At 68.0% G+C, this 25,146-nt stretch carries 25 protein-coding genes; 13 read left to right on the top strand and 12 right to left on the bottom strand.

Annotated features, from left to right (window positions below; translation table 11 throughout):
• Nucleotides 1–8 precede the first annotated feature (8 nt).
• Genes glcF through HNQ73_RS11125 form a run of 3 tightly spaced genes read right to left on the bottom strand, consistent with a single transcriptional unit; the run spans nt 9 to nt 4,021 of the window.
• Nucleotides 9–1,367 carry a glycolate oxidase subunit GlcF gene (gene glcF / locus HNQ73_RS11115; RefSeq protein WP_183334901.1) on the bottom strand — a complete coding sequence of 453 codons (1,359 nt, stop codon included), beginning with the start codon at nt 1,365–1,367 and terminating at the stop codon, nt 9–11.
• On the bottom strand, nt 1,368–2,588 hold the full coding sequence (glcE, locus tag HNQ73_RS11120; RefSeq protein WP_183334902.1) for a glycolate oxidase subunit GlcE: 1,221 nt from the start codon (nt 2,586–2,588) through the stop codon (nt 1,368–1,370).
• A complete protein-coding gene (locus HNQ73_RS11125) occupies nt 2,585–4,021 on the bottom strand; it encodes an FAD-linked oxidase C-terminal domain-containing protein (protein WP_183334903.1) in 1,437 nt (478 codons plus the stop codon). The genes glcE and HNQ73_RS11125 overlap by 4 nt, the downstream gene beginning before the upstream one ends.
• 170 nt (nt 4,022–4,191) lie before the next feature.
• Between HNQ73_RS11125 and HNQ73_RS11130 the strand changes: the two genes are divergently transcribed.
• The 4 genes from HNQ73_RS11130 (at nt 4,192) to HNQ73_RS11145 (ending at nt 8,529) form a co-directional block, all read left to right on the top strand.
• A complete protein-coding gene (locus tag HNQ73_RS11130) occupies nt 4,192–5,112 on the top strand; it encodes a LysR family transcriptional regulator (RefSeq protein WP_183334904.1) in 921 nt (306 codons plus the stop codon).
• 139 nt (nt 5,113–5,251) lie between these two features.
• A complete protein-coding gene (locus HNQ73_RS11135; RefSeq protein WP_183334905.1) occupies nt 5,252–6,046 on the top strand; it encodes a (Fe-S)-binding protein in 795 nt (264 codons plus the stop codon).
• Between the two features lie 341 nt (nt 6,047–6,387).
• On the top strand, nt 6,388–7,824 hold the full coding sequence (locus HNQ73_RS11140) for a LutB/LldF family L-lactate oxidation iron-sulfur protein (protein WP_183334906.1): 1,437 nt from the start codon (nt 6,388–6,390) through the stop codon (nt 7,822–7,824).
• Between the two features lie 30 nt (nt 7,825–7,854).
• Nucleotides 7,855–8,529 carry a LutC/YkgG family protein gene (locus HNQ73_RS11145; RefSeq protein WP_183334907.1) on the top strand — a complete coding sequence of 225 codons (675 nt, stop codon included), beginning with the start codon at nt 7,855–7,857 and terminating at the stop codon, nt 8,527–8,529.
• 52 nt (nt 8,530–8,581) lie between these two features.
• On the opposite strand, the gene sugE is transcribed toward HNQ73_RS11145, so the two are convergent.
• From sugE to rocF, 4 genes are all read right to left on the bottom strand, one after another.
• Nucleotides 8,582–8,905, bottom strand: a complete 324-nt coding sequence (sugE, locus tag HNQ73_RS11150; protein ID WP_183334908.1) for a quaternary ammonium compound efflux SMR transporter SugE — start codon at nt 8,903–8,905, stop codon at nt 8,582–8,584.
• Between the two features lie 164 nt (nt 8,906–9,069).
• Nucleotides 9,070–10,002 carry a bifunctional Delta(1)-pyrroline-2-carboxylate/Delta(1)-piperideine-2-carboxylate reductase gene (gene lhpI / locus HNQ73_RS11155; protein ID WP_183334909.1) on the bottom strand — a complete coding sequence of 311 codons (933 nt, stop codon included), beginning with the start codon at nt 10,000–10,002 and terminating at the stop codon, nt 9,070–9,072.
• A 118-nt stretch (nt 10,003–10,120) separates the two neighbouring features.
• Nucleotides 10,121–11,332 (bottom strand): ornithine--oxo-acid transaminase, encoded by a 1,212-nt coding sequence (rocD, locus tag HNQ73_RS11160; protein ID WP_183334910.1) that lies wholly within the window; start codon nt 11,330–11,332, stop codon nt 10,121–10,123.
• Nucleotides 11,329–12,327, bottom strand: coding sequence for an arginase (rocF, locus tag HNQ73_RS11165; protein ID WP_183334911.1), 999 nt, complete (start codon nt 12,325–12,327; stop codon nt 11,329–11,331). The genes rocD and rocF overlap by 4 nt, the downstream gene beginning before the upstream one ends.
• A gap of 133 nt (nt 12,328–12,460) precedes the next feature.
• Here rocF and HNQ73_RS11170 point away from each other — a divergent pair, with 133 nt between their 5' ends.
• A complete protein-coding gene (locus HNQ73_RS11170) occupies nt 12,461–12,886 on the top strand; it encodes an Lrp/AsnC family transcriptional regulator (protein ID WP_183334912.1) in 426 nt (141 codons plus the stop codon).
• Nucleotides 12,887–13,111: 225 nt separating this feature from the next.
• Nucleotides 13,112–13,975: an omptin family outer membrane protease gene (locus HNQ73_RS11175; protein WP_183334913.1), complete on the top strand. Its 864-nt coding sequence runs from the start codon at nt 13,112–13,114 to the stop codon at nt 13,973–13,975.
• 359 nt (nt 13,976–14,334) lie between these two features.
• Here HNQ73_RS11175 and HNQ73_RS11180 read toward each other — a convergent pair whose 3' ends face one another.
• The 3 genes from HNQ73_RS11180 to HNQ73_RS11190 form a co-directional block, all read right to left on the bottom strand.
• On the bottom strand, nt 14,335–14,619 hold the full coding sequence (locus HNQ73_RS11180; protein ID WP_244650112.1) for a helix-turn-helix domain-containing protein: 285 nt from the start codon (nt 14,617–14,619) through the stop codon (nt 14,335–14,337).
• A 61-nt stretch (nt 14,620–14,680) separates the two neighbouring features.
• The gene (locus tag HNQ73_RS11185; RefSeq protein WP_183334914.1) at nt 14,681–15,751 is read right to left on the bottom strand and encodes a GlxA family transcriptional regulator; all 1,071 of its coding nucleotides are present in this window, start codon (nt 15,749–15,751) and stop codon (nt 14,681–14,683) included.
• Entirely contained in the window at nt 15,748–16,311 is a 564-nt protein-coding gene (locus HNQ73_RS11190) for an isochorismatase family protein (protein ID WP_183334915.1), read from the bottom strand. The genes HNQ73_RS11185 and HNQ73_RS11190 overlap by 4 nt, the downstream gene beginning before the upstream one ends.
• Before the next feature lie 277 nt (nt 16,312–16,588).
• Here HNQ73_RS11190 and HNQ73_RS11195 point away from each other — a divergent pair, with 277 nt between their 5' ends.
• The 6 genes from HNQ73_RS11195 (at nt 16,589) to HNQ73_RS11220 (ending at nt 22,283) form a co-directional block, all read left to right on the top strand.
• Nucleotides 16,589–17,374: a hypothetical protein gene (locus HNQ73_RS11195; protein WP_183334916.1), complete on the top strand. Its 786-nt coding sequence runs from the start codon at nt 16,589–16,591 to the stop codon at nt 17,372–17,374.
• Between the two features lie 31 nt (nt 17,375–17,405).
• Nucleotides 17,406–17,954: a helix-turn-helix domain-containing protein gene (locus HNQ73_RS11200; protein ID WP_183334917.1), complete on the top strand. Its 549-nt coding sequence runs from the start codon at nt 17,406–17,408 to the stop codon at nt 17,952–17,954.
• A gap of 128 nt (nt 17,955–18,082) precedes the next feature.
• Nucleotides 18,083–19,135, top strand: a complete 1,053-nt coding sequence (locus HNQ73_RS11205) for an ABC transporter substrate-binding protein (protein ID WP_183334918.1) — start codon at nt 18,083–18,085, stop codon at nt 19,133–19,135.
• Between the two features lie 113 nt (nt 19,136–19,248).
• Nucleotides 19,249–20,304 (top strand): ABC transporter ATP-binding protein, encoded by a 1,056-nt coding sequence (locus HNQ73_RS11210; protein ID WP_183334919.1) that lies wholly within the window; start codon nt 19,249–19,251, stop codon nt 20,302–20,304.
• A complete protein-coding gene (locus HNQ73_RS11215; RefSeq protein WP_183334920.1) occupies nt 20,301–21,491 on the top strand; it encodes an ABC transporter permease in 1,191 nt (396 codons plus the stop codon). The genes HNQ73_RS11210 and HNQ73_RS11215 overlap by 4 nt, the downstream gene beginning before the upstream one ends.
• Before the next feature lie 3 nt (nt 21,492–21,494).
• On the top strand, nt 21,495–22,283 hold the full coding sequence (locus HNQ73_RS11220; protein ID WP_183334921.1) for an ABC transporter permease: 789 nt from the start codon (nt 21,495–21,497) through the stop codon (nt 22,281–22,283).
• 31 nt (nt 22,284–22,314) lie between these two features.
• Here HNQ73_RS11220 and HNQ73_RS11225 read toward each other — a convergent pair whose 3' ends face one another.
• Nucleotides 22,315–23,403, bottom strand: a complete 1,089-nt coding sequence (locus HNQ73_RS11225; protein WP_183334922.1) for a glycerol dehydrogenase — start codon at nt 23,401–23,403, stop codon at nt 22,315–22,317.
• A 507-nt stretch (nt 23,404–23,910) separates the two neighbouring features.
• Between HNQ73_RS11225 and HNQ73_RS11230 the strand changes: the two genes are divergently transcribed.
• A complete protein-coding gene (locus HNQ73_RS11230; protein ID WP_183334923.1) occupies nt 23,911–24,216 on the top strand; it encodes a YbhB/YbcL family Raf kinase inhibitor-like protein in 306 nt (101 codons plus the stop codon).
• 188 nt (nt 24,217–24,404) lie between these two features.
• On the opposite strand, the gene HNQ73_RS11235 is transcribed toward HNQ73_RS11230, so the two are convergent.
• Nucleotides 24,405–24,554 carry a hypothetical protein gene (locus HNQ73_RS11235; protein ID WP_183334924.1) on the bottom strand — a complete coding sequence of 50 codons (150 nt, stop codon included), beginning with the start codon at nt 24,552–24,554 and terminating at the stop codon, nt 24,405–24,407.
• Nucleotides 24,555–25,146 lie beyond the last annotated feature (592 nt).

Consider the following 25,146-nt stretch of genomic DNA (forward strand, 5'->3'; position numbering starts at 1 on the left):
GCGCCTGGTCACGAAGCCGAGAGCGCGACCGGCGAGACCGGCGGGGTAGCATCGGCGAGGGCGCGCGGGCGGGGGCCGCCGGTCGCCCAGTCGATCAGTTCCACGGTATGGACAACGGGGACGGGGCGGCCGCGGTCGGCGAATCCCTTGCTGATCTGGGTCATGCAGCCGATGTTGCCGGTCGCGACGATGCTCGCGCCGGTCTTCTCGATGTTGTCCACCTTGCGCTCGCGCAGGCGTCCGGCGATCTCGGGCTGCAGGATGTTGTAGGTGCCGGCCGAGCCGCAGCAGATGTGGCCTTCCGGCACGTCCTTGACGGTGAAGCCGGCCTTGCGCAGCAGCCTCTTCGGCTCCTCGCGGATCTGCTGGCCGTGCTGCATGGAGCAGGCGGAGTGATAGGCCACAATGAGGTGGCCCACGTCGGCCCGCGGCGCGAGCGGCAGCGTCGCGAGATATTCGGTGATGTCCCTGGCGAGATCCGAGACGCGGCGCGCCTTTTCGGCATAGGCCGGATCGTCGCGGAACATGAAGCCGTAGTCCTTGATCGTCGTGCCGCAGCCCGATGCCGTGATGATGATGGCGTCGAGCCCGCCTCTCTCGATCTCGCGCATCCACGCATCGATGTTGCGCCGGGCGAAGGCGTGGCCCTCGGCCTCGCGGCCCATGTGGTGGACGAGCGCGCCGCAGCAGCCCTCCCCTTCCGCCAGCACCACCTCGACCCCGTGGCGGTTGAGCAGGCGGATCGCGGCGGCATTGATGCCGGGGTCGAGCACCGGCTGGGCGCAGCCCGACAGCAGCGCCACCCGTCCGCGTCGGGGGCCCGCGGCCGGATAGATGCTGCGACGGTTGCCCTCGTGCGCCGGCAAGGCCGAGGGCGCGAGGTCCAGCATCGCTGCAAGCCGCGGACCGAGCCCCGGCAGCCGCCGGAAGGCGCCGCGCAGCGGTTTCGCCAGTCGCGCGGCTGCGAGGGCGGCGCGGAAGCGGGCCGGATAGGGCAGCACAGCGGCCAGCAGCATGCGCACCAGCCTGTCGTGCCACGGGCGCCGGTAGGTCGTCTCGATATGGGCGCGGGCGTGGTCGACGAGGTGCATGTAATGCACGCCCGAAGGGCAGGTCGTCATGCACGACAGGCACGAGAGGCAGCGGTCGACGTGCTTCGCCACCTCCGGTGTCGCCGGCTTGCCGCTCTCGAGCATCTCCTTGATGAGATAGATACGGCCGCGCGGCGAGTCGAGCTCGTCGCCGAGCAGGAGATAGGTGGGGCAGGTCGCTGTGCAGAAGCCGCAGTGCACGCAGGTGCGCAGGATCTTCTCCGATTCCTGCATCTGCGCCGTGACGAGCTGCTCTGGGCGGAAGTTGGTCTGCATCTAGATCCCGGCGTACATGCGGCCGGGCTCGAAGATCCCGGCAGGGTCGACGGCGCGCTTGATGCCCTCGCTCAGGCGCATCAGCGGCGCAGCGAGCGGCTGGAACGGCTGGAGTGCGGCCCGGATGTCGGCCGGTGCGCGCCACAGCGTGGTGTGGCCGCCATGGGGGGCGAGCGCCTTGCGGATGGCCTCGGCGCAGCAGTCCCCCTCCGCCGGCACGGCGAGCCAGACGAGGCCGCCGCCCCAGTCGTAGAAGAAGCGGGCATCGGCATGGGCCGCAATGGCGGCCGCAACGCGGGGACCGGCGGTGGGCACCGTGGAAATGCGCCAGACAGCATGCGCCTGCGGCTCGGCGAGGAAGCGCACGTCGCGCACGTCCTGCCACAGGCGCCGCGCCTCCCCCGCATCGACGATGCGCTCGGCCGGGCCGTAGGGCGCGAGCAGATGGCGCAGCTCGCCGACACGGTAGTCCGCCGACGGGGAGAAGCCCTCGATGCGCAGGAGGGTGAGCGCCCGCTCGCCGCCGAGGCCGGCCGGCAGGTGCGCCGCGCCGGTGATCTCGAAGGGCGAGCAGAGGGCCGCGTTGAGCGCCTCCACGCCGCGCACGTCGTCGAGGCCCTCGATGACGAGAGTCGCCGAACGCTCCGCCTTCGGCTGCACCTTGAAGGTCACTTCCGTCAGCAGCCCGAGCGTGCCCCAGGCGCCGGCCGCGAGCTTGACGAGGTCGAGGCCCGTCACGTTCTTCATCACCCGCCCGCCGGACTTCACCACCTCGCCGCGACCGTTGACGAAGCGCACACCGATCATGGCATCGCGGCAGGCCCCGGCCATGATGCGCCGCGGGCCCGACAGGTTGGTGGCGGCGAGCCCGCCGACCGTCGCCTCCCCTTCGCTGCCGAGCAACACGCGCGCATCCGCCGGCTCGAAGGGCAGCATCTGGCCGCGCTCCGCCAGCGTGCGCTCGACCTCGGCCAGCGGCGTGCCCGCACGGGCGGCGATGACGAGCTCGGCCGGCTCGTAAAGGGTGATGCCCGTCAGTCCCCGCGTCGACAGCGTTGCCTCGGCGTTCACCGGCCGGCCGACCGCTGCCTTTGTGCCGCCGCCGCGGATGGCGAGCGGGCGGCTGGCGGCGGCACAGGCCGCGACAAGCGCGGCGGCTTCCTCCTCGCTCTCGGGCGTCAGCACCGGCTCGGAGATGGTGGCGGACTTCGGCAGCGTCATTGCACCACCCGGCCGTCGAGCGGGAAGACCTTGGCCGGGTTGAGCAGCCATGCCGGATCGAAGACGCCGCGGATGCGCATCTGCTGCGCGAGGTCAATGTCGGAATATTGGTGCCGCATGAGGTCACGCTTCTCGATGCCGACGCCGTGCTCGCCCGTGAGGCAGCCCCCCACCTCGACACACAGCTTCAGGATGTCGGCGCCGGCGGCCTCCGCCTTCTCCAGCTCGCCCGGCTTGTTGATGTCGTAGAGCACGAGCGGGTGCAGGTTGCCGTCCCCGGCATGGAAGATGTTGGCGACGCCGAGACCGTAGCCGTTGCAGATCTCGCTGATGCGCTTCAGCACATAGGGCAGCTGGCCGGTGGGGATGGTGCCGTCCATGCACAGATAGTCCGCGATGCGGCCCATGGCACCGAAGGCCGACTTGCGGCCCTTCCATATGGCGGCGCTCTCCGCCTCGGAGCGCGAGACGCGCAGCGCCTTGGGCGAGAAGCGCTCGGCGATGGCGACGATGCGCTTCAGGGCGTCCTCGATTTCGGCCTCGGAGCCCTCCACCTCGACAATGAGCAGGGCCTCGACGTCGAGCGGATAGCCGGCGTGAGCGAAGGCCTCGCACACCTTGATGGCCGGTCGGTCCATGAACTCGAGAGCCACGGGGATGATGCCGGCCCCGATAATGGCCGCGACGCAGGCGCCCGCCGTCTCGACCGAGTCGAAGCCCATCAGGGCCGGTCGTGCCCCCTCCGCCTGGCGCAGGATGCGCACCGTCGCCTCGGTGATAACGCCGAGCTGGCCTTCCGAACCGCAGACGAGACCGAGGAGATCGTAGCCCGGCGCATCGAGATGGGCGCCGCCTATTTCCACCACGGTGCCGTCGAGCAGCACCATGGTGACACCGAGCAGGTTGTTGGTGGTGACGCCGTACTTGAGGCAGTGGGCGCCGCCGGAGTTCATGGCGATGTTGCCGGCGATGGTGCAGGCGAGCTGCGACGAGGGGTCCGGCGCATAGAAAAAGCCCTCGTGCGCCACCGCCTGGCTGATGGCCAGATTGGTGATGCCGGCCTGGACGCGCGCCGTGCGGTTGACGAAGTCGATGTCGAGCACGCGATTCATCTTGGCGACGCCGAGGACGACCGCATCCTCCTGCGGGATCGCGCCGCCGGAGAGCGACGTGCCGGCGCCGCGCGGCACGACCCTGACGCCCTCGGCGTGGCAGAAGCGCAGCACGGCCGCGACCTCCTCCGTCGTCGACGGCAGCACGACGGCGAGCGGCATGCGGCGGTAGGCGGTGAGCGCATCGGTCTCGAAGGCGCGGCGCTCGTCCTCGGACGTGATGACGGCATCGGCCGGCAGCAGCCGCGCGAGGCCGGCGATGATGGCCTCGCGCCGCCCCAGCACCGCCGAATCCGGCTCGGGAAAGGCGATGGTCGTCACGGCATTCCTCCCTGCACTCCGCCGTCGGCACGCCCGGCGCCCCCTCTCCGGCGTGGGCGAGGGATTGGTGCAAATCTTATTGAGAATCACTTTAGACGATTGACAACCCTTTGCCAGCGCGACCGAAAGCAGCAAGATTGTTTCGCTTTCGGAAAAAGTGGATACGCGCGGTGGACCATCTCGGTGATCTCGACGTCTTTGCCCGCGTGGTCGCGGCCAGAGGCATGTCGGCGGCAGGGCGCGAGCTCGGCCTGTCACCGGCCGTGATCTCCAAACGCATCCGGCGGCTGGAGGAGCGGCTGGGCGTGCGCCTGCTGCAGCGCACGACGCGCCAGATCGCGCTGACGGACATCGGCCAGGGCTTCTATGAGCGGGTCGTCGCCATCCTGGCGGCAGTCGAGGAGGCGGAGAGCTGGGCGACCAGCGGTGCGGAGACGGCGCGGGGCCTCTTGCGCGTCTCGGCGCCCACCTCCTTCGGACGCATGCACATCGCCCCGCATATCAAGCGTTTCCTTGACGAGCATCCGGGCGTGACGGTGGATCTCGAACTGTCGGACGCCTTCGTCGACGTTGTGGCGGAAGGGTTCGACCTCGCCGTGCGCATCGCCGACCTCACTGATTCGAGCCTCGTCGCACGCCGCCTCGCCCCAAACCATCGCCTGCTCTGCGCCACGCCCGGCTATCTCGCCACGCACGGCAGGCCGCAGAGCATCGAGGAGCTTTCTCGCCACGCCCTCCTCGCCCATAATGCAGACCACTGGCGTCTGGAGGGACCGCAGGGCCTCGTTTCCGTCAAGGTCGCCGGCCCGCTGAGGACCAACTCGAGCGAGGTGGTGCGCGAGGCGGTGCTCGCCGGGATCGGCATCGCGCTGCGCTCGACCTGGGACATCGGTCCGGAGCTGGAGGACGGGCGGCTGGAGGTCGTGCTGCCGGGCTGGCGCGGGGTGAGCCGGGTCGGCATCTATGCTGTCTATCCGAGCCGGCGCCACCTGCAGCCGAAGGTGCGTGCCTTCATCGACTTCCTCGCCGCGCTCTACGGGCCGAAGCCATACTGGGACGCCGGCCTCGGTCTGCCCGACGAGATGGCGTGAGCGAGCCCTGCAACGGGCGGATGGCTGCCGTGCGGCACAAGGAGGCGGCTTGCAACCCGCACGACGGTTCGTCATGTTCTCGAACCGTTTGGAACGTCTCGAAGCTGAACCCCGGGAGCCGCTCGTGGGAGATTCGCCCGTGACCGCCGAAGTCGCCCGCCCCGGGCCGCGCGTCGGCCTTTTCGTCACCTGCCTCGTCGATCTCATGCGGCCCTCGGTCGGCTTTGCCGCCGTGAAGCTGCTGGAGGACGCGGGCTGCACCGTCGAGGTGCCGGTGCAGACCTGTTGCGGCCAGCCCGCCTACAACTCCGGCGACCGGCGCACGACGCGCGCCCTCGCCGAGCAAGTGATCGAGAACTTCCGCGGCTTCGACTATGTGGTCGCCCCCTCGGGCTCGTGCGCCGGCATGATCCGCAAGCACTACCCCGAGCTCTTCCGCGACGACCCCAACTGGCTGCCGCGCGCGACCGACCTCGCCGCCCGCACCCACGAGCTGACGAGCTTTCTCGTCGACGTGCTCAAGGTCGAGCGTGTCGAGGCGCGTTACGAGGGCCGCGTCACCTACCACGACTCCTGCTCGGGCCTGCGCGAGCTTGGCGTCGCCCGCCAGCCGCGCAAGCTGCTGAAGACGGTGGAGGGCCTCGAACTCGTCGAGATGCGGGAAAGCGACGTGTGCTGCGGCTTCGGCGGTACCTTCGCCGTCAAATACGGTGAGATTTCCGACGCCATCGTGTCGAAGAAGACGGAGAACATCGCCGAGAGCGGCGCCGATACCCTGCTGGCGGGTGATCTCGGCTGTCTCATGAACATGGCCGGCAAGCTCGCCCGCGAGGGCAAGGCGACGAAGGTGCGGCACGTGGCCGAGGTGCTCGCCGGCATGACGGACGACGCGCCCATCGCAGCCGCACCGGCGCGGCGGAGCGAGAGCGCGTGATCCCCGGCGCATCACGCCCTATTAGACGAAAGGCGAATTGTCGCGGGCGCCGTCCCGTGGTGCGACTTTGGTTGTCGTCGTTTCAGGGGCAACGGCATCAGGGACGAGGGAATTTTACCGGCCGCACGACAACGACAAGAACGGACGGCCAACAGCTCCACAGAGGGGAGCGGCAAACCGCCACCGGGCAGACGGGAGGCCGCGTGCGATCTCCCGTCTGCCCGTCCATACCCTGCCTGCCCGCTTCCTCCGCTTCTTCCAGCCCTGCCTTTACCTCGCCCGTCGCGCTTGACGCGCGCGGTCCAGCCTTCTGATATGCTGACCGCCCGAGGGACAAAGACATGACCCTTCACCCCACTTCCCCGAAGTTCAAGGAAAACGCCCGCCAGGCGCTCGGCGACGCTCAATTGCAGAAAGCGCTCGGCAATGTGCGGCAGGGCTTCATCGACAAGCGCGTCCACGCGGCGGAGCGTCTGCCCGAGTTCGAGGCGCTCCGGGACTCGGCGCGGGACATCAAGAACCACACCCTCGCGCACCTCGACCTCTATCTCGAGCGCTACGAGCAGGCGGTGACGGCGGCCGGCGGGCACGTTCACTTCGCGCGCACGGCCAAGGAGGCGTGCGACATCGTCGGCTCCATCTGCCAGCGCCTCGGGGCGAAGACCGTCACCAAGGGCAAGTCCATGATTGCCGAGGAGATCGGGCTCAACGCCCATCTCGAAAGCCTCGGCATGGAGGCGGTGGAGACCGATCTCGGCGAATACATCATCCAGCTCAGGAACGAGCCGCCGTCGCACATCATCGCACCGGCCGTGCATCTCACCAAGGAGCAGGTGGCGTCTGACTTCCGCCGCGTGCACAAGGGCCTCGACAAGGACCGGGACCTGTCCGAGCCGGTGACGCTCCTCGGTGAGGCGCGCCAGGTGCTGCGCGAGCGCTTCCTCGCCGCCGATGTCGGGATCACGGGGGCGAACTTCCTCGTCGCGGAAACGGGCACCTCGATCATCGTCACCAACGAGGGCAACGGCGACCTGACGCAGACCCTGCCCAAGGCGCACATCGTGCTGGCCTCGATCGAGAAGCTGGTGCCAACGCTTGAGGACGTATCGCAGATCCTGCGCGTGCTTGCCCGCTCGGCGACCGGGCAGGACATGTCGGTCTACACCACCTTCTCCACCGGGCCGCGGCGGCCGGGCGACCCCGACGGGCCGAACGAGTACCACGTCGTCATCGTCGACAACGGGCGCTCGGCGATGCTGGGCACCGACTTCCAGGACATGCTGCGCTGCATCCGCTGCGGGGCCTGCATGAACCACTGCCCCGTCTACCACGCCGTTGGCGGCCACGCCTATGGCTGGGTCTATCCCGGGCCCATGGGGGCGGTGCTGACGCCGAGCCTCATCGGCGTGGACAAGGCCGGGCACCTGCCGAACGCCTCCACCTTCTGCGGCCGCTGCGAGAGCGTGTGCCCCGTGCGCATCCCGCTGCCGAAGATGATGCGCCACTGGCGCGAGCGCGAGTTCGAGCGCCACCTCACGCCAGCGACCGTCCGCTCGGGCCTCTCGGTCTGGGGCTACTTCGCGCGCCGCCCGACGCTCTACCGCATCGCCACCAGCCTCGCCATGCGTGCACTCGCCTTCGCCGGCGCCGGCAAGGGGCGGCTGAGCTGGCTGCCCGGCGCCGGCGGCTGGACGCGCTATCGCGACTTCCCTGCCCCGCAGGGGGCCTCCTTCCAGGAGCGCTGGCGCAAGGAGCGCGCCAACCGCAAGGTGGCCTGAGCCAGTGACGTTTCCGGGAGCGAACAGCCCATGAGCAACGCCCGCGCCGAAATCCTCGCCAACATCCGCCGCTCGCTCGGTGTCACCGGCACGGAGGCGCCACGCCGCAGCGCGGTGGACGAGCGCATCGAGCGCGCGCCCAGAGGCATCATCCCCGCCCGCGGCCAGGTGACGGGCGCCGAGCGCATCGCCCTTTTCAGGGCCGAGGCGGAGCGGGCGCAGGCCACCGTCACCACAGTCGCCTCGGCGAATGCTGTGCCGGCGGCGGTTACCGACTACCTGCGCCGCCACAACCTGCCGGCCGCGGTGCGCATGGGCGCGGACGAGCGGCTCGCCGCCATGCCGTGGGGCGAAACCTCGCTCGAGATCACAAAGGGGCCGAGCAGCGGGAGCGACCTCAACGGCGTCAGCCACGCCTTCGCCGGCGTGGTCGAGTCGGGCACGCTCGTCCTCGTCTCGGGCGAGGACAACCCGACGACCCTCAACTTCCTGCCCGACAACCACATCGTCGTCGTCAACGCCAGGGATATCGCCGGCGACTATGAGGAGGTGTGGGGCCGAATCCGCTTCACCTACGGCAAGGGGCAGATGCCGCGCACGGTGAACTTCGTGACGGGCCCCTCGCGCTCCGGCGACATCGAGCAGACGCTGCTGCTCGGCGCCCACGGCCCGCGCCGCGTGCATATCGTCGTCGTGGAAGGCTGAAACGAAGACCCTGCGGAGGGGGCTGGCGGGCGCTCACGCCGCCCCGCGTCGATCAGGCGGCGGGCGTGACGAGCTTCAGCCCGATGATGCCGGCGACGATGAGGCCGATGCAGGCGAGCCGCAGCGCATCTGCGGCCTCGCCGAACAGCATGATGCCGAGCATCACCGTGCCCACCGTGCCGACACCGGTCCACACGGCATAGGCTGTGCCGAGCGGCAGGTTCTTGAGGGCAAGGCCGAGGAGGCCCAGGCTCGCGACCATCGAGACGATCGTGAACGCCGTCGGCAGCGGGCGGCTGAAGCCTTCGGTGAACTTGAGGCCGACGGCCCAGCCCACCTCGAAGAGCCCCGCGAGGAGGAGATAGATCCAAGCCATGAGGCATGGTCCTGTCGTTGGTCCGCCCGCACCTGAACGTCGGGCGGTGTGGCGGCAGGGGCGTCCCGGCCGGGAAGGTCCCGGCACGAGCCGGGGCGGGGTCGTCCCCACGGCGCAAGAGGTGGGAGGCGCGCCGCCTGCCGTCAAGGGCAGGCGACCGTCGATCAGCCCCGCTGCCGGATGAGGCGCGCCGCCGCGAGATCCTCGAGCGCGTAGCCGACGGACTTGAAGAGGGTGATCTCGTCCTCACGCGTGCGGCCGGGATGGGCGCCGGTGACGAGTTCCTTCAGGTCGGCGCGGATGTCGCTCTCGGCAATGATGCCCGCGGCCAGCGGCTGGGCGAGGTCGCCGGCAAGGACGGCGCCCGGACGCAGGTCGACGAACAGGCTCGCGCGCTTCACCGCCTCGTCGTCGCACTCGCGCATGTCGGCCTTGAAGCCGCCGACGAGGTCGAGATGGGCGCCAGGCTTGAGCCATGCGCCCTTGACCACCGGCTGCGTCGCGCTGGTGCAGCAGGAGATGACGTCCGCCGCTGCGGCGCTCGCGGCGAGATCCTTGCAGACCTCGGCCTTCAGCCCTTCCTGCGCGAGGGCGGCGACGATGGCCGCCGCCTTGTCCGGATTGCGGCCGTAGATCTCGATGCGGGAGAACGAGCGCACGCTCGCGTGGGCCGCCGCCATGTTGGCGGAGAGCTGGCCGGTGCCGACGACGAGCAGGTGGCGGGCATCGGCACGCGCCAGCCGCTTGGCGGCGACCGCCGAGGCCGCCGCGGTGCGGCGCACGGTGAGCTCGTCACCCTCGTAAACGCCCTTCAGGCGGCCGTCGGCCCCGTCGAAGAGGAGGTAGGCGGCGTTGATTGTGGAAAGGCCAAGCCTCGTGTTGCCGGGGAAGAACGTGACCACCTTAACGCCGATGCTGTCGCCGCCGATCCAGGCCGGCATCAGGAGCAGCGTGCCATCCTCGCCCTTCGGGTTGGCGACTGTGAAGCTCTGGCGCTGCGGCACCTCGGCCCCCGTCGCGAACATCTCCTCGAGGGCGGCGATGAGGCCCGGCCACGGCAGGGCGGCACGGACGGCGGCAGCATCGAACGTCTTCATGATCTGAGCGAATCCCCGTTTGAACCCCGGAGGGCCGTTCTTGCGGAAACGGCGGCCCTGCGCAATGGGCCGCCGCGCGCGGGCCCCTGCCCCGTCCGCATGGAACGGGCGCCCCGCCTCAGACGGAGCCGGTGAGCACGGGCTCGATCTGCTCCATCGCCCAGTCGATCTCCTCGCGGCGGATGACGAGCGGCGGAGCGAGGCGGATGGTGTGCTCGTGCGTATCCTTGGCGAGAACGCCGCGGGCCTGCAGCGCCTCGCAGTAGCGGCGGGCGCCGCCAGCCTCCGGGTGAAGCTCGATGGCGATCATGAGACCGCGCCCGCGCACCTCGCGCACGACGTTGCTGCGCAGGCCGGCGAGCGCCTTGAGGAAATAGGCGCCCTGGACGGCCGAGTTCTCAATCATCCCCTCCTCCGTAAGCACGTTGAGCGCAGTGCGCGCAACGGCGCAGGCGAGAGGATTGCCGCCGAAGGTGGATCCGTGCTGGCCCGGCTTGAGCACGCCAAGCACCTCCGAGTTGGAGAGGACGGCCGAGACCGGATAGAAGCCGCCCGACAGGGCCTTGCCGATGAGGGTGACATCCGCCTCGATGCCCTCATGCTCCTCGGCCAGGAGCTTGCCCGTGCGGCCGAGGCCCGTCTGGATCTCGTCGAGGATGAGCGTGATGTTGTGCCGGGTGCACAGCTCCCGCACACGCTTGAAATAGCCCGGCGGCGGAATGATGACACCCGCCTCGCCCTGGATAGGCTCGACGAGGAATCCGACGGTGTTGGGCGTGATCGCCGCCTCGAAGGCGGCCGCATCGCCGAAGGGCACGACGCGGAAGCCCGGCGCGAACGGGCCGAAGCCGCCGCGCGCGTCCGGATCCGTCGAGAAGCCCACGATGGCGATGGTGCGGCCGTGGAAGTTGTTGGCGCAGACGATGATCTCCGCCTGCCCCTCCGGCACGCCCTTGACCTCGTAGCCCCACTTGCGCACCGCCTTGATGGCGCTCTCCACCGCCTCGGCGCCGCTGTTCATGGGCAGCACCTTGTGCGAGCCGGTGAGCGCGGCGACCTCCTCGTAGAACAGCGCGAGCTGCTCGTTGCGGAACGCCCGCGAGGTCAGCGTCAGCTTCTTCGCCTGCTCGATCATGGCGGCGAGGATCCTGGGGTGGCAGTGGCCCTGGTTGACGGCCGAATAGGCCGACAGGCAGTCGAGATAGCGTCGCCCTTCCACGTCCCACACCCACACGCCCTCGCCGCGCGCCAGCACGACGTCGAGGGGCTTGTAGTTGTGGGCGCCGAGCGCCTGTTCGAGAGCGATGAAATCGGCCGCGCGCATGGTCATGATGTGGTCTCCGCAAAGGTTGCGGCGGCGCGGGCGACGCTGCGCTGGCCGGTGGGCCGGTCGAGCACGGAGCGTCCGAAGAGGCTCGCCGCCAGCTCGGCGAGCACGACCGCGCTGCGTCCGCGCTCGTCGAGGAAGGGATTGAGCTCGACGATGTCGAGCGAGCCGACGAGGCCGCTGTCGTGCAGCATTTCCATCACGAGATGGGCCTCGCGGTAGGTCGCGCCGCCGGGCACGGGCGTGCCCGCGCCGGGCGCAACCTCAGGGTCAAGGAAATCGACGTCGAGGCTGACGTGCAGGTGCGTGCGCTCCGGATCGAGCCCGGCGAGGATGCGGCGCAGCAGAACCGAGACGCCAAACTCGTCGATCAGGCGCATGTCGACACCGTCGAGGCCGTGCCGGGCGATAGCCTGCCGCTCCTCCTGGTCGATGGAGCGCAGGCCGAAGAGATGCACGTTCCTTGCGTCGAGCGGCGGGAAGCGATGCCCGCCGAGGACCGGCTGCAGGCTCTCCTCTCCGCACAGCAGGGAAACCGGCATGCCGTGGATGTTGCCGGAGGGCGTGGTGACAGGCGTGTTGAAGTCGGCATGGGCGTCGAGCCACAGCAGCACGAGCTCACGCCCCGTCGCCGCACAATGTCGCGCGACGGCGCTCACGGTGCCCATGGAAATGCTGTGGTCGCCGCCCATGAAGACCGGCACCTGGCCAGCCTCGAGGATGGCGAGCGCCCGCTCGTGCGCCGCCCGGACATAGCCGGCGACGGTGCCCGCGTTGCGGCAGCGCGCGACGAGTGCTTCCGGCAGGTCGCGATCCGCAACCACCAGCGGCGTCACGTCGCCGTGGTCGTACACCCGGTGGCCGAGCGCCGTCAGCCGCGCCGCAAGGCCGGCCGTGCGCAGGGCGGCCGGGCCCATCAGCGTGCCGGCAACGGCGCCGCCGGCCTCGAGAGGAATGCCGAGAAGGCCAATATCCCGCGGCCCTGCAATCTCCTTCACCCTCGTCGTCCCCCTTTGCCAGAATCGACTCTGGCCGGAAGGTGGGAGCCGGTTTCTCTAACGAAAAGGCAGCAATGTGTTACGATATGCCATTCTTCTGACATAACGACAGGGAAAGGTAGCGTTTCGCCACATGGCCGACCTTGACGAGATCGACCGCCGCCTCATCGACCTCCTGCGCAAGGACGGGCGCATGCCGGCGGCCACTTTGGCGCGCATCCTCGGCGTCTCACGCGCCACGGTGCAGAACCGCATCGACCGCCTCATCAGCCGGGGCGTCCTCGTCGGCTTCACGGCGCGGCTGCGCAGCGATGTCGAGACCGTGCCCGTGCGGGCGCTGACGATGATCGAGGCCCGCGCCACTGACAACCGCCCGGTCATCGCCGCCATCCGCGGCATTCCCGAGGTGGCGCGCATCTACTCCACCAACGGACGCTGGGATGTCGTGGTGGAGATCCACGCCAGCGACCTCGCCACGCTCGACCGCGTGCTGACGGAAATCCGTTCCATCCGCGGCGTCACCCACACAGAGACGAACATCCTGCTGACGGAACTCTAGCCACCTGCGACCTTTAATATTAACAAGATATCAACAGACAACTTCTGATTGTGCAGACTCAAGCGGCCCTTCTAGCCTGCAGATAAAACGGCGCAGCGGGAGGGTTCCGTGCTTACATCACGTTCCAGAAGACATTTACTTGCCGGTGTAGCATCGATCGCCTTGTTTCCAGGCACGACACTGGCGGCAGACCTGCCGTTCTTCACTTCACCGCCACCTATACAGGTGCCGCTCAGCTCGAACTTTACTTTCGAACTGTTTACCGGCTACCTTGTCGGCAGCGTTGAGCAGAATGCCTTCAACTGCTGCGGCGAGAAATTCGCCCATACGCGGTGGAAGATCAGCGATGCCGGCATCGTCGGAGCGACCGTCAGCTATCGCTGGAACAGCTTCGATCTGCGCCTTTCCGGCTGGACCCTGGCGTGGTCCGGCGTCTCATCCGAATCCTACACCGACGCCATCGTGTGCGATCGCGGCTGCCGTACGCGGCTCAACTGGCGCAACGACAAGGCCAAGTTGCCGAGGATGTATCAGATCGACGCCTCCGTCGGATACAACTTCTACGAGAACGCCGGGTTCATCCTTACGGGCCTGGCCGGCTACCGCTACCTGCGTGTCGGACTGAACGAAATCGGCGGCCTCGTGGAGCCCAGCGGGGTGCTCGGCGACCTCTCCGCCCTGCCGATGTCATCCGCCTACGACCTGTGGTGGCACACGCCCTATGTCGGCCTCGGCGCCGCTTACGATGGCGGCAGCTACCGGCTGATGGCGGAGATCATCGCCAGCCCGTTTGCTATCGGCGGCGACAGGGCGCGGATGAACAACGTCACCGCCGACGCGTCCTTCATCTACCACACGAGCTTCCTGTCGAAGGCGGATTATCAGACCTGGATGGCCGGCGCCACGCTTGGCGGAGAGATCCGTCTGGCCGACCAGATCTTCCTGACGGGCAAGGCGCAGTACCAGTACTACGAGCCGGACAGGTCCAAGTCGGCGATCCAGGGCATCTGCTGCGGAGCGGTCCCGGCCACGCAGAGCGGGGAGCTGTCCGCCCTCACCCTCACGGTGGGCCTCAAGGCCTTCTTCTGAACGGCCCTTCCGCCACACGGGCGAGCCGCAGGCGAGATAGCGGCCGGCCGCGACGGGGAATGCCTCTGCCGCGGCGGCTGTGAGAAGGCGACGACAGCAAGAGCTGCAAGGCCCGCAAGAAGGCCTCGCCTGTCCATCACGTCGCGCCGGGAGACTTGCGCGACGCGAAGCGGGGCGACCGGCCCGGTCGCTCCGCTTTTTGTGTCGGCCTGCCCTTTGTTACTTCTTCCCGTCCGCCTCGAGCCAGGCCTTCGCCAGTGCAATCGCGCTCTCCTGCGCCTTCGCGATGCTCCGGGCGCTCGGCCGGTCATCGCACTTCCGTGTGCGGCGCGGGGCACAGACGGCCCTGCCATAGGTGGTCAGCTGTCAGTCTCCGAGGTCAACTCGCCGGGTGGCACGAAGTCGTTGCGGCGCGCCTTGAGGCGTACGCCGGGCCCGCCGACTGTCGCCGCCCCCTCGTCGAGGAAGATGATGCCGGCGTCCTCCAGCACCCGCCGCATGGCGGCAAGATTGTTCGCAATGGGCAAGGTGCGTCCGGCCTCGAAGTTGCGCACCGTGGACAGGCTGACCGCCGCAGCCTTCGCGAGATCCTCCTGCGAGAGGTCCACCATGGCGCGCGCGGCACGACACTGGGCAGGGGTCATCGGAACGCCCTATGACGATTGCCACTCATGATAACGGAAATCGTCGCTCGGGACCCGCATTTCAACCACCCCGCATCGCACGCAAGCGCGCGCGAGTGCCCGGCGGCTCGTCGTCCTCACGGCGCAGGCCAGGGCCGAAGGAGGCGCGCAGGCGCGTAGGCGGCGTCTCGTGCAGCCGGTTCCAGACCCTCCGGAGCTGGCGCGCCGACGAGAATCCCGTGCGCTCGGCAACGGTTTCCATGTCGAGCCGCGAGCCGATCACCAGCTCCCGCGCCATGGCGATGCGCATACGGTTCACATATTCGGTCACGCTCATGCCGGCGTGCTGATTGAACAGCCGCGAGAGGTTGCGCGGGCTCGTCCCGGCCACCCTCGCCAACGCCGCGACGGACCAGTTGCGGGCGGGATCGGCACCCACCGCATCCTGCACGCGGTGGACGGCGGGATGGATGTGATTGCGCCCCTCCAGCCAGGGCGAGAGCTGCGGATCCCCGCCGGCGCGGCGCAGGTAGACGACAAGGTCCCGCGCCACAGCGAGCGCCGCGGCATGGCCGGCCTCCCGGGCGACCAGATGGAGCATGAGGTCGATGCCGGCCGTGACGCCGGCGCTCGTCAGCCGCTCGCCATCCTCCACATAGAGCCGGTTTTCCCGGACACGCGCGCCCGGCGCAAGGCGCATCAGCTCGCCGATCGTCGCATGATGGGTGGTGCATTCGTGGCCGTCGAGCAATCCCGCACGGGCCGCGAGCAGCGCGCCGGAACAGATCGAGACAAGGCGGATGCCGGGCCGGATGGATCGCTTCAGCCAGTCGACGATCTCCGCCTCGCGCGCGGCGTCGTCGGCGCCCCGGCCGCGGGCCGTGCCGAGCGGCTCGTCTACCGAACCGGATATGACGACGAGGGCGCCGTCGGGCAGCCTGTCCGGCAACGGCGCAATGGGTGCCAGATCGAGCCCGATCGAGCTCGTCACGGAGGGCGCCGGGCCAACATAGCGGACAGTGAAGCGCACCGCCTCCTGGTCGAGGTTCGCCCGCCGCAACACCTCCATCGGCCCGGCGATGTCGAGCAGCAGCGTCCACGGCGGCACGACCACGAAGACGGGGATGATCCGCGGCTGCCCCGCCTCGCTCATGCCGCCGCCCCGCCCTGCCGGCCGGCCAGCGCCTCCTCGACGGTGACGATGCGCGCAAAGCGGCCTGCCAGCACCAGCTCTGTCCGGGCGCGAATGTCTGCGGCGCTCCATTCCCGCCCTGCCGCGTCGGTCATCGGGAAGGTAAGCGTCGCCTCGCCGACGTAATCGACCTCATAGCCAAGGTCTGAGGCGTGGCGCGCCGTCGTCTCGCAGCACTGCTCGGTGCGGATGCCGGACACGATCACGCGGCGGATGCCGTTGCGTGTCAGCCAGACGTCAAGGCCGGTGCCGACGAGCGCGCTGTGGCGACGCTTGCGGAACACTGCATCGGGCGCAATGCGCAGCGGCTCGAGCGGCCTGACAAGTCCTGACGTCTCCGCGAAGGGCCCCGTGTCATCGAGATGGAAGATCTGGACAACGGGCATTCCGGCCGCTTTCGCGCCATCGACCAGCGCCTGCTGGCGCGCGATGTAGGCCGGCACGCCCTCCTCGCGGAAGTAGGGGCGATGCCGGAAGGACTCCTGGGCGTCCACGACGAGAAGTGCGGTATCGCAAGCCATTGCGCTGCCTCCTGAACCGATCTCGACGGCACGATAGCGCACGGCCCGTGCGGCGAAACGGCCGATGCGGACGAAAGAAGGACAATTCGCGCCATCGCATCCGCCTCACGGCCGGTTGCGCCGCCCTCCTGCCCGGCTCGCTCCACCCGGAAATATGGAATTCCCGGAAAATTCCTTTGATCCACCCGCGATGTTCATTGCATGAACAGGGGCAAATATGCGCGAATATATGGCATAAAATATAAACATATCAATCGCTCTTGAGGATGACAAAGCAATGAATGTAAATGAAATTACATTGAGCAACACGCCCAAATCATCGAATAATTCGCAAGGCGCTTTCGCAGCAAAAAGTGGTGGGCGCAGATGGCTCTCCTGCCTGCGCACCGCGCAGGATGGCGGGCGTCGTCGTGCCGCCGCTGAAGGAATCGCGAGCCCTCCGGACGCCAGCCGCATCCTGCACGAGGTCTACGAGGAAGCCGGCAAGATGCGCCGCGGCAGCGGCCGCGTGCTGAAGGCGGACGAGATCGCGAGCATCATCGACCGGCGCGCGGACAGACCCGTTCCCGACCGGCTCTACAGGGGGCAGACCGGTTCTGGCATCACCAGCTCGTTCGACTGGACGGGGCCGGATGCGCAGGACCGCTACCTCGCTGCCATCATCGCCCACGCAGGCAGCCACAGCGGCACCGAGCAAGGCAGAGCGCCGTCCCTCACCATGAGCGAATCCACCGCCGAGCATTTCGCCCGGGCGAGGCCGGGCGCAAAGGTCTGGATCGTGGACACCACGCACGGCAGGCAGGATTTCCGCACGATCGAGGATATCCTGAAGAACGATGGCCCCAGGCTGGTTCTGGAGGGCAAAGTCTCAAAGCCGGTCCTGGCGAGGGCCGTGGGCCTCACCGTCACGAACCAGTGGGAGGACGAAGTATTCTACACCCGCGGCAGCGTGCCGCAGGATTGGGCCCGCCCGCGCGGCCCCAGGCCGCTGCCGCGCCCTCTCGAGGAAGCCCGCCTGCGCGGTGGCAGGGATCACCTTGCTCAAAATACTAAACACCCCTAGGCTGCGGAGATCGGTCACGACCGAAACAGCCATGCCGCAGATCGGATCGCATCTGAAGGAGCTGCGCCGCCGCCGCAACATCAGTGTGCGCGAGCTGGCGCTGCGCTCGGGCGTCTCGCATTCCGCCATTTCGCTCATCGAGCGCGACCGCATGAGCCCGTCGGTCGACACGCTGAGCGCCATCCTCGACGCACTCGGCACGACCCTGCCGGGCTTCTTCGCGGACCTCTATTCCAGAGTGCCTTACTCACCCTTCTATGCCGCGCACGAATGGGTCGAGATCGGCAAGGCGGCCAGCATCTCATACCGGATGGTGGGGCTCAATCATCCAAATCGGCAGATGCTGGTGCTGCACGAGACCTATGCCCGCGGGGCCGACACGGGAGAGGCCGTCGCCCATTCCGCCCAGGAGGCGGGCCTGGTGACGCGTGGCGCCGTCGAGCTCACCGTGGGCAGCGAGAGCCGCGTGCTGAGGGCGGGCGACGGCTATTATTTCGACAGCCGCCAGCCCCATCGGTTCCGCAACGTCGCGGACGGCGAGAGCGAGATCGTGAGCGCCATGACGCCGCCGACCTATTAGGATGTGAGGGTGGTTGACCGACCGCACGGAGTGGTGATTATCTTAACCACCAAGCGGTCGACAGCTTTCAAGTTGCCCGGGGCGTGCCCGCCCGCGGGGATAACCAACAAACGACAGAGGGGAAAGTCATGCGATCGGTGAGGACACTTGCACTTGTCGGCTGCCTGTCGGCCGTCGTCGGCGTGTGGGGTAGCATCGGGGCACAGGCGCGCGACCTCACGGTCGTGTCCTGGGGTGGCAACTATCAGGACGCCCAGCGAAAGATCTATTTCGAGCCCTTCGCGAAGAAGACCGGCAAGCCGGTGCTCGATGAGAGCTGGGATGGCGGCATCGGCGTCATCGCCGCCAAGGTCAAGGCGGGCGTCCCGAACTGGGACGTGGTGCAGGTCGAGGCGGAGGAGCTTACCCTCGGCTGCGCCGACGGGTTCTACGAGAAGCTCGACTGGGACAAGCTGGGCGGCAAGGACAAGTTCCTGCCGGCGGCCGTGAACGACTGCGGCGTGGGTGCCATCGTCTGGAGCACCGCGATCGCCTATGACGGGGACAAGCTCAAGGAGGGGCCGACCTCCTGGGCCGACTTCTGGGACGTGCAGAAGTTCCCCGGCAAGCGCTCCCTGCGGCGCGGCCCGAAGTACTCGCTCGAGTTCGCCCTGATGGCTGACGGCGTTCCTCCCGCCGAGGTCTACAAGGTGCTCTCGACGCCCGAGGGCGTGGACCGCGCCTTCAAGAAGCTCGACGAGCTGAAGCCCCACATCGTGTGGTGGGAATCGGGCGCCCAGCCGCTGCAGCTCCTCGCCTCCGGCGAGGTGGTGATGACGACGGCCTACAACGGGCGCATCGCAGGCATCAACAAGTCCGAGGGCAAGAACTTCAAGATCGTCTGGCCGGGCAGCATCTATGCCATCGACAGCTGGGTCATCCTGAAGAACAGCCCCAACAAGGACGCGGCGATGGACTTCATCGCCTTCGCCAGCCAGCCTGAGAACCAGGTGAAGCTGCCAGAATACGTCGCCTACGGCCTGCCCAACAAGGAAGCGGCCAATGCCGTGCCGGCCGCGCTCCAGGCGGACCTGCCCACGGCGCCGGAGAACCTTGCCGGGGCTCTCGCGCTCGATGCCGACTTCTGGGTGGACAACATCGAGGAACTCAACAAGCGCTTCAACGCCTGGCTCGCCCAGTGACGGCAGCCGGCTGACCGATCCGGGGCGGGCCCTGGCGCCCGCCCAGATTTCCTTCGTGGCCCGCCCGGCACGCACGCGTCTGTGCTGGCGGGCCCTCGGTATCGGGCGGAGCAATGGGCGCCTTCATCGCGTTTAAGAACGTTACGAAAAAATTCGGGGCCCTGACGGTCGTCGACAACCTCGACCTCGAGATCGCCAAGGGCGAGTTCGTCAGCCTGCTCGGGCCTTCCGGCTCCGGCAAGACAACCCTTCTGATGATGCTCGCGGGCTTCGAGCGGCCGACGAGCGGAGAGATTTTTCTGGACGGCAAGCCTATCACGCACCTGCCGCCGCATCGCCGGCAGATGGGCATGGTGTTCCAGAACTACGCCCTTTTTCCACACATGACTGTGGCGGAGAATGTCGCCTTCCCGCTCGAGATGCAGCGCGTACCGCGGGCCGAGATCGTCCGGCGCGTGGAGCGCGCGCTCGACATGGTGCGCCTCGGCGCGCTCAAAGACCGCAAGCCCTCGCAACTTTCGGGCGGCCAGCAGCAGCGCGTGGCGCTGACGCGCGCCCTCGTCTTCGAGCCGGACGTCATCCTCATGGACGAGCCGCTCGGCGCGCTCGACAAGCAGCTGCGTGAGCACATGCAGCTCGAGATCCGCGACCTGCACCGGCGGCTGGGGCTCACCATCGTCTTCGTCACCCACGACCAGTCGGAGGCGCTGACGATGTCGGACCGCATCGCCGTCTTCAACGCCGGCAAGATCGAGCAGATCGACACGCCGCAGATGGTCTACGACCGCCCGCGAACCCGCTTCGTCGCCGAGTTTATCGGCGAGACCAACCTCGTCGCCGGCAAGGTCGTGGACGCGGGGGGCGAACGGGCCGTGGTGCGCGTGGGCGATGCCGCCCTCAGCGTGTGCGGGAACGTGCAGCCCGGGCGGGACGTGTCGCTGTCGCTGCGCCCGGAGCGCATCCGTCTCGGCTCAACGCCGGCTGCCGCCAACGCCCTGCCCGTCACCGTCGCAGACTGCATCTACCATGGCGACCACATGCGCCTGGTCCTGAAAAGCGGCTCTCTTGAGCTCGTGGCGCGGGCCGAGAGGCTCGCCGGCGACTGGCCGGTGGGCACCGAAGCCGTCGCCTCCTTCGATCCCCAGGACTGCACGGTGCTCGCCTCATGAGCCGGCCCAGTATCAGGGACAGGGCTTGGGCCGCTGCGCTGGTCGCGCCGCTCGTCCTCTTTCTCGTCCTGTTCTTCGTCTGGCCGCTGTGGACCATGGTGACGGCCTCCGTGGTCGACGACGCGGTGACGAAAGTGTTACCGCGCACCGCTGCCGCCATGGCGCAGTGGGATGGCAACGACCTGCCGCCGCCGGCGGTGCAGACCGCCTTCGCGGAGGATCTTCGCTCGGCCGAGGACCAGCAGGCCCTCGGCGAGGCGGTGCGCCGGCTGAACAGCGCCGTTTCCGGCTTCCGCACCCTTCTCTCCCGCACCGTGACGGCAGCCCGCGAGGCGGCTGACCTCGCTTCGCTCGATCTTGCCGCCATCGACCGGCGCTGGAGCGATCCCCGCTTCTGGCGCGCCATCAGGGACGCGGTGCCGCCCTACACGGACCGCAACCTGCTCGCCGCCCTCGACCTCAAGCGTGACGCATCCGGAAACATCACGGCGGAGGACCCGGGCACGGCGGCGAACCGAGTCATCATGCTGCGCACCTTCGTGATCGCGGGCACGGTCACGCTGGTGTGCGCCCTCATCGGCCTGCCCTATGCGATGCTGGCCGCCTCGGCGAGTGGCCTCGTGCGGGCGCTCCTGCTGCTGGCCGTGCTGCTGCCGCTGTGGACCTCGCTGCTTGTGCGCACGGCAGCCTGGTTCATCCTGCTGCAACAGGAAGGGCTCATCAACGATGCGCTCATGGCCATCGGCCTCATCGACGGGCCGCTGCCGCTCATTTTCAACCGGCTTGGCGTCATCATTGCCATGACGCACGTGCTGCTGCCCTTCATGGTGCTGCCCATCTACAGCGTGCTCATCGCCGTGCCGCGCAACCTCATGCCGGCAGCAGCCTCGCTCGGCGCCGGGCCATTGCGCGCCTTCTGGCGCGTCCTGCTGCCGCTCGCCATGCCCGGGCTGATGTCGGGCTGCCTGCTCGTCTTCATGGTGGCCATCGGCTACTACATCACGCCCGCGCTCGTCGGCGGCGCCAACGACCAGATGATCTCCTCGGTCATCGCCTTCTACGCGCTCGGCACCGCCAACTGGGGCATGGCGGGAGCGCTCGGCCTCATCCTCCTGGCGGTCACGCTGCTGCTCTACGTCGTCTACGGGCGGCTGTCGCGCTCGCCGCAGCTGCCCGGGGGGGCCTGATCCATGCTGCGCGCGCTCCAGATCGTTTTCGGCGTCCTCGTCGTCGCCTTCTTGATCCTGCCGATCATCGCCATCCTGCCGCTCGCTTTCACGTCGAGCGTGTTCCTCACCTATCCCATCCCGGCCTATTCGCTGAGGTGGTTCGAGGAGCTGGTGACGGCCGACGTGTGGCGCCTGTCCATCGTCAACAGCCTCATCATAGGCATCGGCGCGACCGTACTCTCGACCGTGCTCGGCACGCTGGCGGCGCTCGGCCTGCGCCGGAGCGCCCTGCCCCTCGCCGGCCTTCTGAGGACCCTGTTCCTGCTGCCCATGGTGGTTCCGGCCGTCGTGCTCGGCGTCGGCATGCAGATCCTGCTCGTGCGGCTCGGCCTCGCCAGCTCCTATACGGGTGTCATCATCGCCCATGCGGTGCTGTGCGTGCCCTTCGTCGTGGTGAGCGTCTCGGCGGCTCTGCAGGGCATCGATCCGGCCATCGAGAGGGCGGCCATGAGCCTCGGCGCGCCGCCCGTCACGGTCTTCCGCCGCGTCACCCTGCCGCTTGCCGTGCCGGGCGTCGTCTCCGGCGCCGTGTTCGCCTTCGCCACATCGCTCGACGAGGTGGTGATCACGCTCTTCGTCGCGGGCCCGAACCAGCGCACCCTGGCGCGGCAGATGTTCTCGAGCATCCGTGAGAACATCAGCCCCACCGTGGCGGCCGCGGCACTGCTGCTGATCGTGGGGACACTGTGTCTTGCCGCCCTCGCCGCGCTGCTGCGCCGCCGCGAGAAGCGGGCGACGGCGCTGCCGTGAGGGAGTGAGCGGCGCCCGGAAGGCGCGGCCGCTATGCCGTTTCCTTCGTCCTGGCCCGCTCTTCCACGGCCTCGATGGCGGCGGCGATTTCGGCCGGCGCCAGCGGCTTCTCGAAGTGCTTCGTGTGCGGGGCCTGGGCCGTCAGCTCGGCAATGAGCGCGATCTCCGCCTCGCCGCCCGCAAAGCCCAGCTCGGCGAGGCTCACCGGCAGGCCGGCCGTGCGGAAGAAGCGGCGCATGTCGTCGACGAAGGAGCTCGCCCGCCCCTCCAGCTCCACCTGGACGAGCAGCGCATAGGCCACCTGCAGGCCGTGCAGCGCCTCTGCCGGTCCCTTCACCGCCGAGAGGCCGCGCGTCATGGCGTGGCAGATGGACAGGCCCCCGCTCTCGAAGGCGAGCCCGCTCATGAGTACGCTCGCCTCCACGACCCGCTCCAGCGCCTCGTCCGGCTCGCCGCGCCTGACGGCGGCGAGCGCGGCGGCACTGTCGGCGCGGATGGTGGCGTAGCAGGCTCGGGCGAGCGCAAGCGCAGCGAGCGGAGCGCGCCCGCCGAACATGTTGGTGCCGCCCTTGCGGAAGCACTGCTCCACCTCGAACTGCTTGACGACGGCATCGCCGATGCCGGCCGACAGCAGTCGGGCCGGTGCCTTCGCGATGATCGCCGTATCAACGAGGACGAGGTCGGGATTGGCGGGGAGCTTCTCGACGCCCACAAGCTTGTGCTTCTCGTCGTAGAGCACGACGACGTGGCTCGTCGGCGAATCGTTCGAGGCGATGGTGGGCACCGTGACGAGACGCACGCCCAGGCGCCCGCCCAGGGATTTGCCCGCGTCGATCGCCTTGCCGCCGCCGGCGGCAATCACCACGTCCGGTCGCACATCACGCGCCGCGGCCTCCAGCCGGTCGATCTCGGCTCGGGTGATCTCGCCGCCAAAGCGCACGGCCGTGAACCCAACGCCCGCCGCCCGGCACCCTGCGCCGACGCTCTCGCCGATCAGCCCCAGCACGTGATCGTCCGCAAGAAGAAGGGCGCTCCTGCCAAGCTTCGCCACCTCCTCACCCAGCTGCGCAATGGCGCCGGGGCCCTGCAGATACCGGCGCGGGGATCCGAAAATGATCATTGTCTCAGTCTTCCTTCCGTTCGCCCAGGCGTGCCGGGGGCGCGAGATATTCTCGTGTCCCGCCCCGAGGGCTCAAGAAGGAAAACGATGGCAGGCTGTCTGGAGCACAGTGCAAGCGCTCAGCGGGGGGATAGCGGCACCTCGGCCTTGCAGGGGACATGGCAAGCGCTCAGCGCACCTGTTGAGGTACCGAGGCTCTTCCGCGAAGAATGTGAGCCCGTGAGCCAACGTCCTCCGTCTGCACCGCAGCGCCTCCCGCGCCCAGTTGGATGAATGGCATCCACAATACTTATCGGACATATTATTAATAAATATCGATAAGGAATATTGGCTTGACCAACCTACAACAGCCGCTAGATGTAATGTTCCTGCTATCGGCTTTCGGAGCAGGAGTTCCTATTGGGGGGCTGACCATTGAAAGCTGTATATATCTCTCTTGTAGCGGCTGGCCTTCTGGCTGCGTGCAACACGACCTCTTCGTCAAGCATTCCGTCGGATGCCAAGCCGATGTCGGTTTCCTTCCGGTGGTGCTCCGGGTCTCCGGAGTTCCAGCTGGGTGGCGTTCCGGCCGGGACGAAAACGCTCTCGTTCCACATGGTCGACAAGCACGCTCAGAGCTTCCAGCACGGCGGCGGCGAAGTCGCATACAGCGGCAGCAATACAATTCCGTGCGGCGCTCTGACTGGCGGACGGTATATTGGGCCCAATCCCCCTCCGCCTCAGGTACACGAATACGAATGGACCGTTTTGGCTAAGGATGCCAGCGGCAAAGTCATCGGCGCGGGCAAAGCATCGCGGAAATTCCCGGAATAACTATACGCAATGTGCCCCGCGTGAGCACAGCTCACGCGGTTTTTTCTTGCGACAATTCTTGGTGTATACAGGAAAACGACAAAGACACCCGACCAGATAAAAGGTGCCCACACGAAAAATCGGAACACGAACTCTCTTGTTCAAGAGCGAGGCACCAACGCTCCCATCGTCATTGACCGAGTGCAACCTCAATGCACGAGGCCGACGACGACGGCGAGCGTGAAGCCGAAGGCCGCGGCGAATACGGCATAGGCGGTCACCGCCCGCGCCGTCGCGTCCGAGAGCCGGCCCCTGCGCGCCGACCGCACCGGCCGGGAGATGGTCAGGAAATCAGCCATGTCGTTCCTCCAACGCCATGCAGCCGGCACTCAACGACGGGCGCAGCGGATTGGTTCCTTGAAACGTGCGTGAAGCTCCGGGCCGGCCCGATCACCAGAGCCCGTGCGCGCATCCGAGCAGCGCATGCGCTTCGGGGCAGCGTGCGGTCTCTTCATCGCTGTGTGCGTGTGTCGCGTGCTGCGATGCAGCTGAATGGAGATGCGCCACCAGCCGGGCGAGCCAGGTGCTCAGGAGCTTCGGGAACGGCTCTTTCATCCTCTGATCCCCGTCGTGCCGCCCCGGGCGGCTTGCGCACTTTCGGCCGGAGTATGGGCCGCGGCGCAGCGATGTCAATTATGTTGATAAATTTAGTAGCATAAAATTCGAGCGTTCGCCGCAGCAGGCGCTTTACGGTTTTCCGGACGCCCGCCCCTAAACGTCTGGTCGGCAACGGCTTTGGAGCGCACGCCACCGGAACAATTTCATAATGTCTATCGATTAAGTAGATATTTATTGACAGGCCCTGGCATCCGTGGTGCTATGGCGGGGCTCGCCAGATGGATGGATGAGCGCCGCGGTGATTTGATTGCAGCTTGCGCCGCGTCATCAAAC

It is taken from the genome of Chelatococcus composti (assembly GCF_014201415.1).
GTDB lineage: Bacteria > Pseudomonadota > Alphaproteobacteria > Rhizobiales > Beijerinckiaceae > Chelatococcus_A > Chelatococcus_A composti.

Bases quoted from the DNA above. Each gene is read 5' to 3' on its own strand.
- HNQ73_RS11230 (WP_183334923.1), top strand. From the start codon at position 23,911: ATGTCGGTTTCCTTCCGGTGGTGCTCCGGGTCTCCGGAGTTCCAGCTG.
- HNQ73_RS11180 (WP_244650112.1), bottom strand. From the start codon at position 14,619: ATGACCCCTGCCCAGTGTCGTGCCGCGCGCGCCATGGTGGACCTCTCG.
- HNQ73_RS11190 (WP_183334915.1), bottom strand. From the start codon at position 16,311: ATGGCTTGCGATACCGCACTTCTCGTCGTGGACGCCCAGGAGTCCTTC.
- HNQ73_RS11210 (WP_183334919.1), top strand. From the start codon at position 19,249: ATGGGCGCCTTCATCGCGTTTAAGAACGTTACGAAAAAATTCGGGGCC.
- glcF (WP_183334901.1), bottom strand. From the start codon at position 1,367: ATGCAGACCAACTTCCGCCCAGAGCAGCTCGTCACGGCGCAGATGCAG.
- HNQ73_RS11200 (WP_183334917.1), top strand. From the start codon at position 17,406: ATGCCGCAGATCGGATCGCATCTGAAGGAGCTGCGCCGCCGCCGCAAC.
- lhpI (WP_183334909.1), bottom strand. From the start codon at position 10,002: ATGAAGACGTTCGATGCTGCCGCCGTCCGTGCCGCCCTGCCGTGGCCG.
- HNQ73_RS11235 (WP_183334924.1), bottom strand. From the start codon at position 24,554: ATGGCTGATTTCCTGACCATCTCCCGGCCGGTGCGGTCGGCGCGCAGG.
- HNQ73_RS11205 (WP_183334918.1), top strand. From the start codon at position 18,083: ATGCGATCGGTGAGGACACTTGCACTTGTCGGCTGCCTGTCGGCCGTC.
- rocD (WP_183334910.1), bottom strand. From the start codon at position 11,332: ATGACCATGCGCGCGGCCGATTTCATCGCTCTCGAACAGGCGCTCGGC.
- glcE (WP_183334902.1), bottom strand. From the start codon at position 2,588: ATGACGCTGCCGAAGTCCGCCACCATCTCCGAGCCGGTGCTGACGCCC.
- sugE (WP_183334908.1), bottom strand. From the start codon at position 8,905: ATGGCTTGGATCTATCTCCTCCTCGCGGGGCTCTTCGAGGTGGGCTGG.
- HNQ73_RS11220 (WP_183334921.1), top strand. From the start codon at position 21,495: ATGCTGCGCGCGCTCCAGATCGTTTTCGGCGTCCTCGTCGTCGCCTTC.
- HNQ73_RS11215 (WP_183334920.1), top strand. From the start codon at position 20,301: ATGAGCCGGCCCAGTATCAGGGACAGGGCTTGGGCCGCTGCGCTGGTC.
- HNQ73_RS11145 (WP_183334907.1), top strand. From the start codon at position 7,855: ATGAGCAACGCCCGCGCCGAAATCCTCGCCAACATCCGCCGCTCGCTC.
- HNQ73_RS11195 (WP_183334916.1), top strand. From the start codon at position 16,589: ATGAATGTAAATGAAATTACATTGAGCAACACGCCCAAATCATCGAAT.
- HNQ73_RS11170 (WP_183334912.1), top strand. From the start codon at position 12,461: ATGGCCGACCTTGACGAGATCGACCGCCGCCTCATCGACCTCCTGCGC.
- HNQ73_RS11185 (WP_183334914.1), bottom strand. From the start codon at position 15,751: ATGAGCGAGGCGGGGCAGCCGCGGATCATCCCCGTCTTCGTGGTCGTG.
- HNQ73_RS11225 (WP_183334922.1), bottom strand. From the start codon at position 23,403: ATGATCATTTTCGGATCCCCGCGCCGGTATCTGCAGGGCCCCGGCGCC.
- HNQ73_RS11140 (WP_183334906.1), top strand. From the start codon at position 6,388: ATGACCCTTCACCCCACTTCCCCGAAGTTCAAGGAAAACGCCCGCCAG.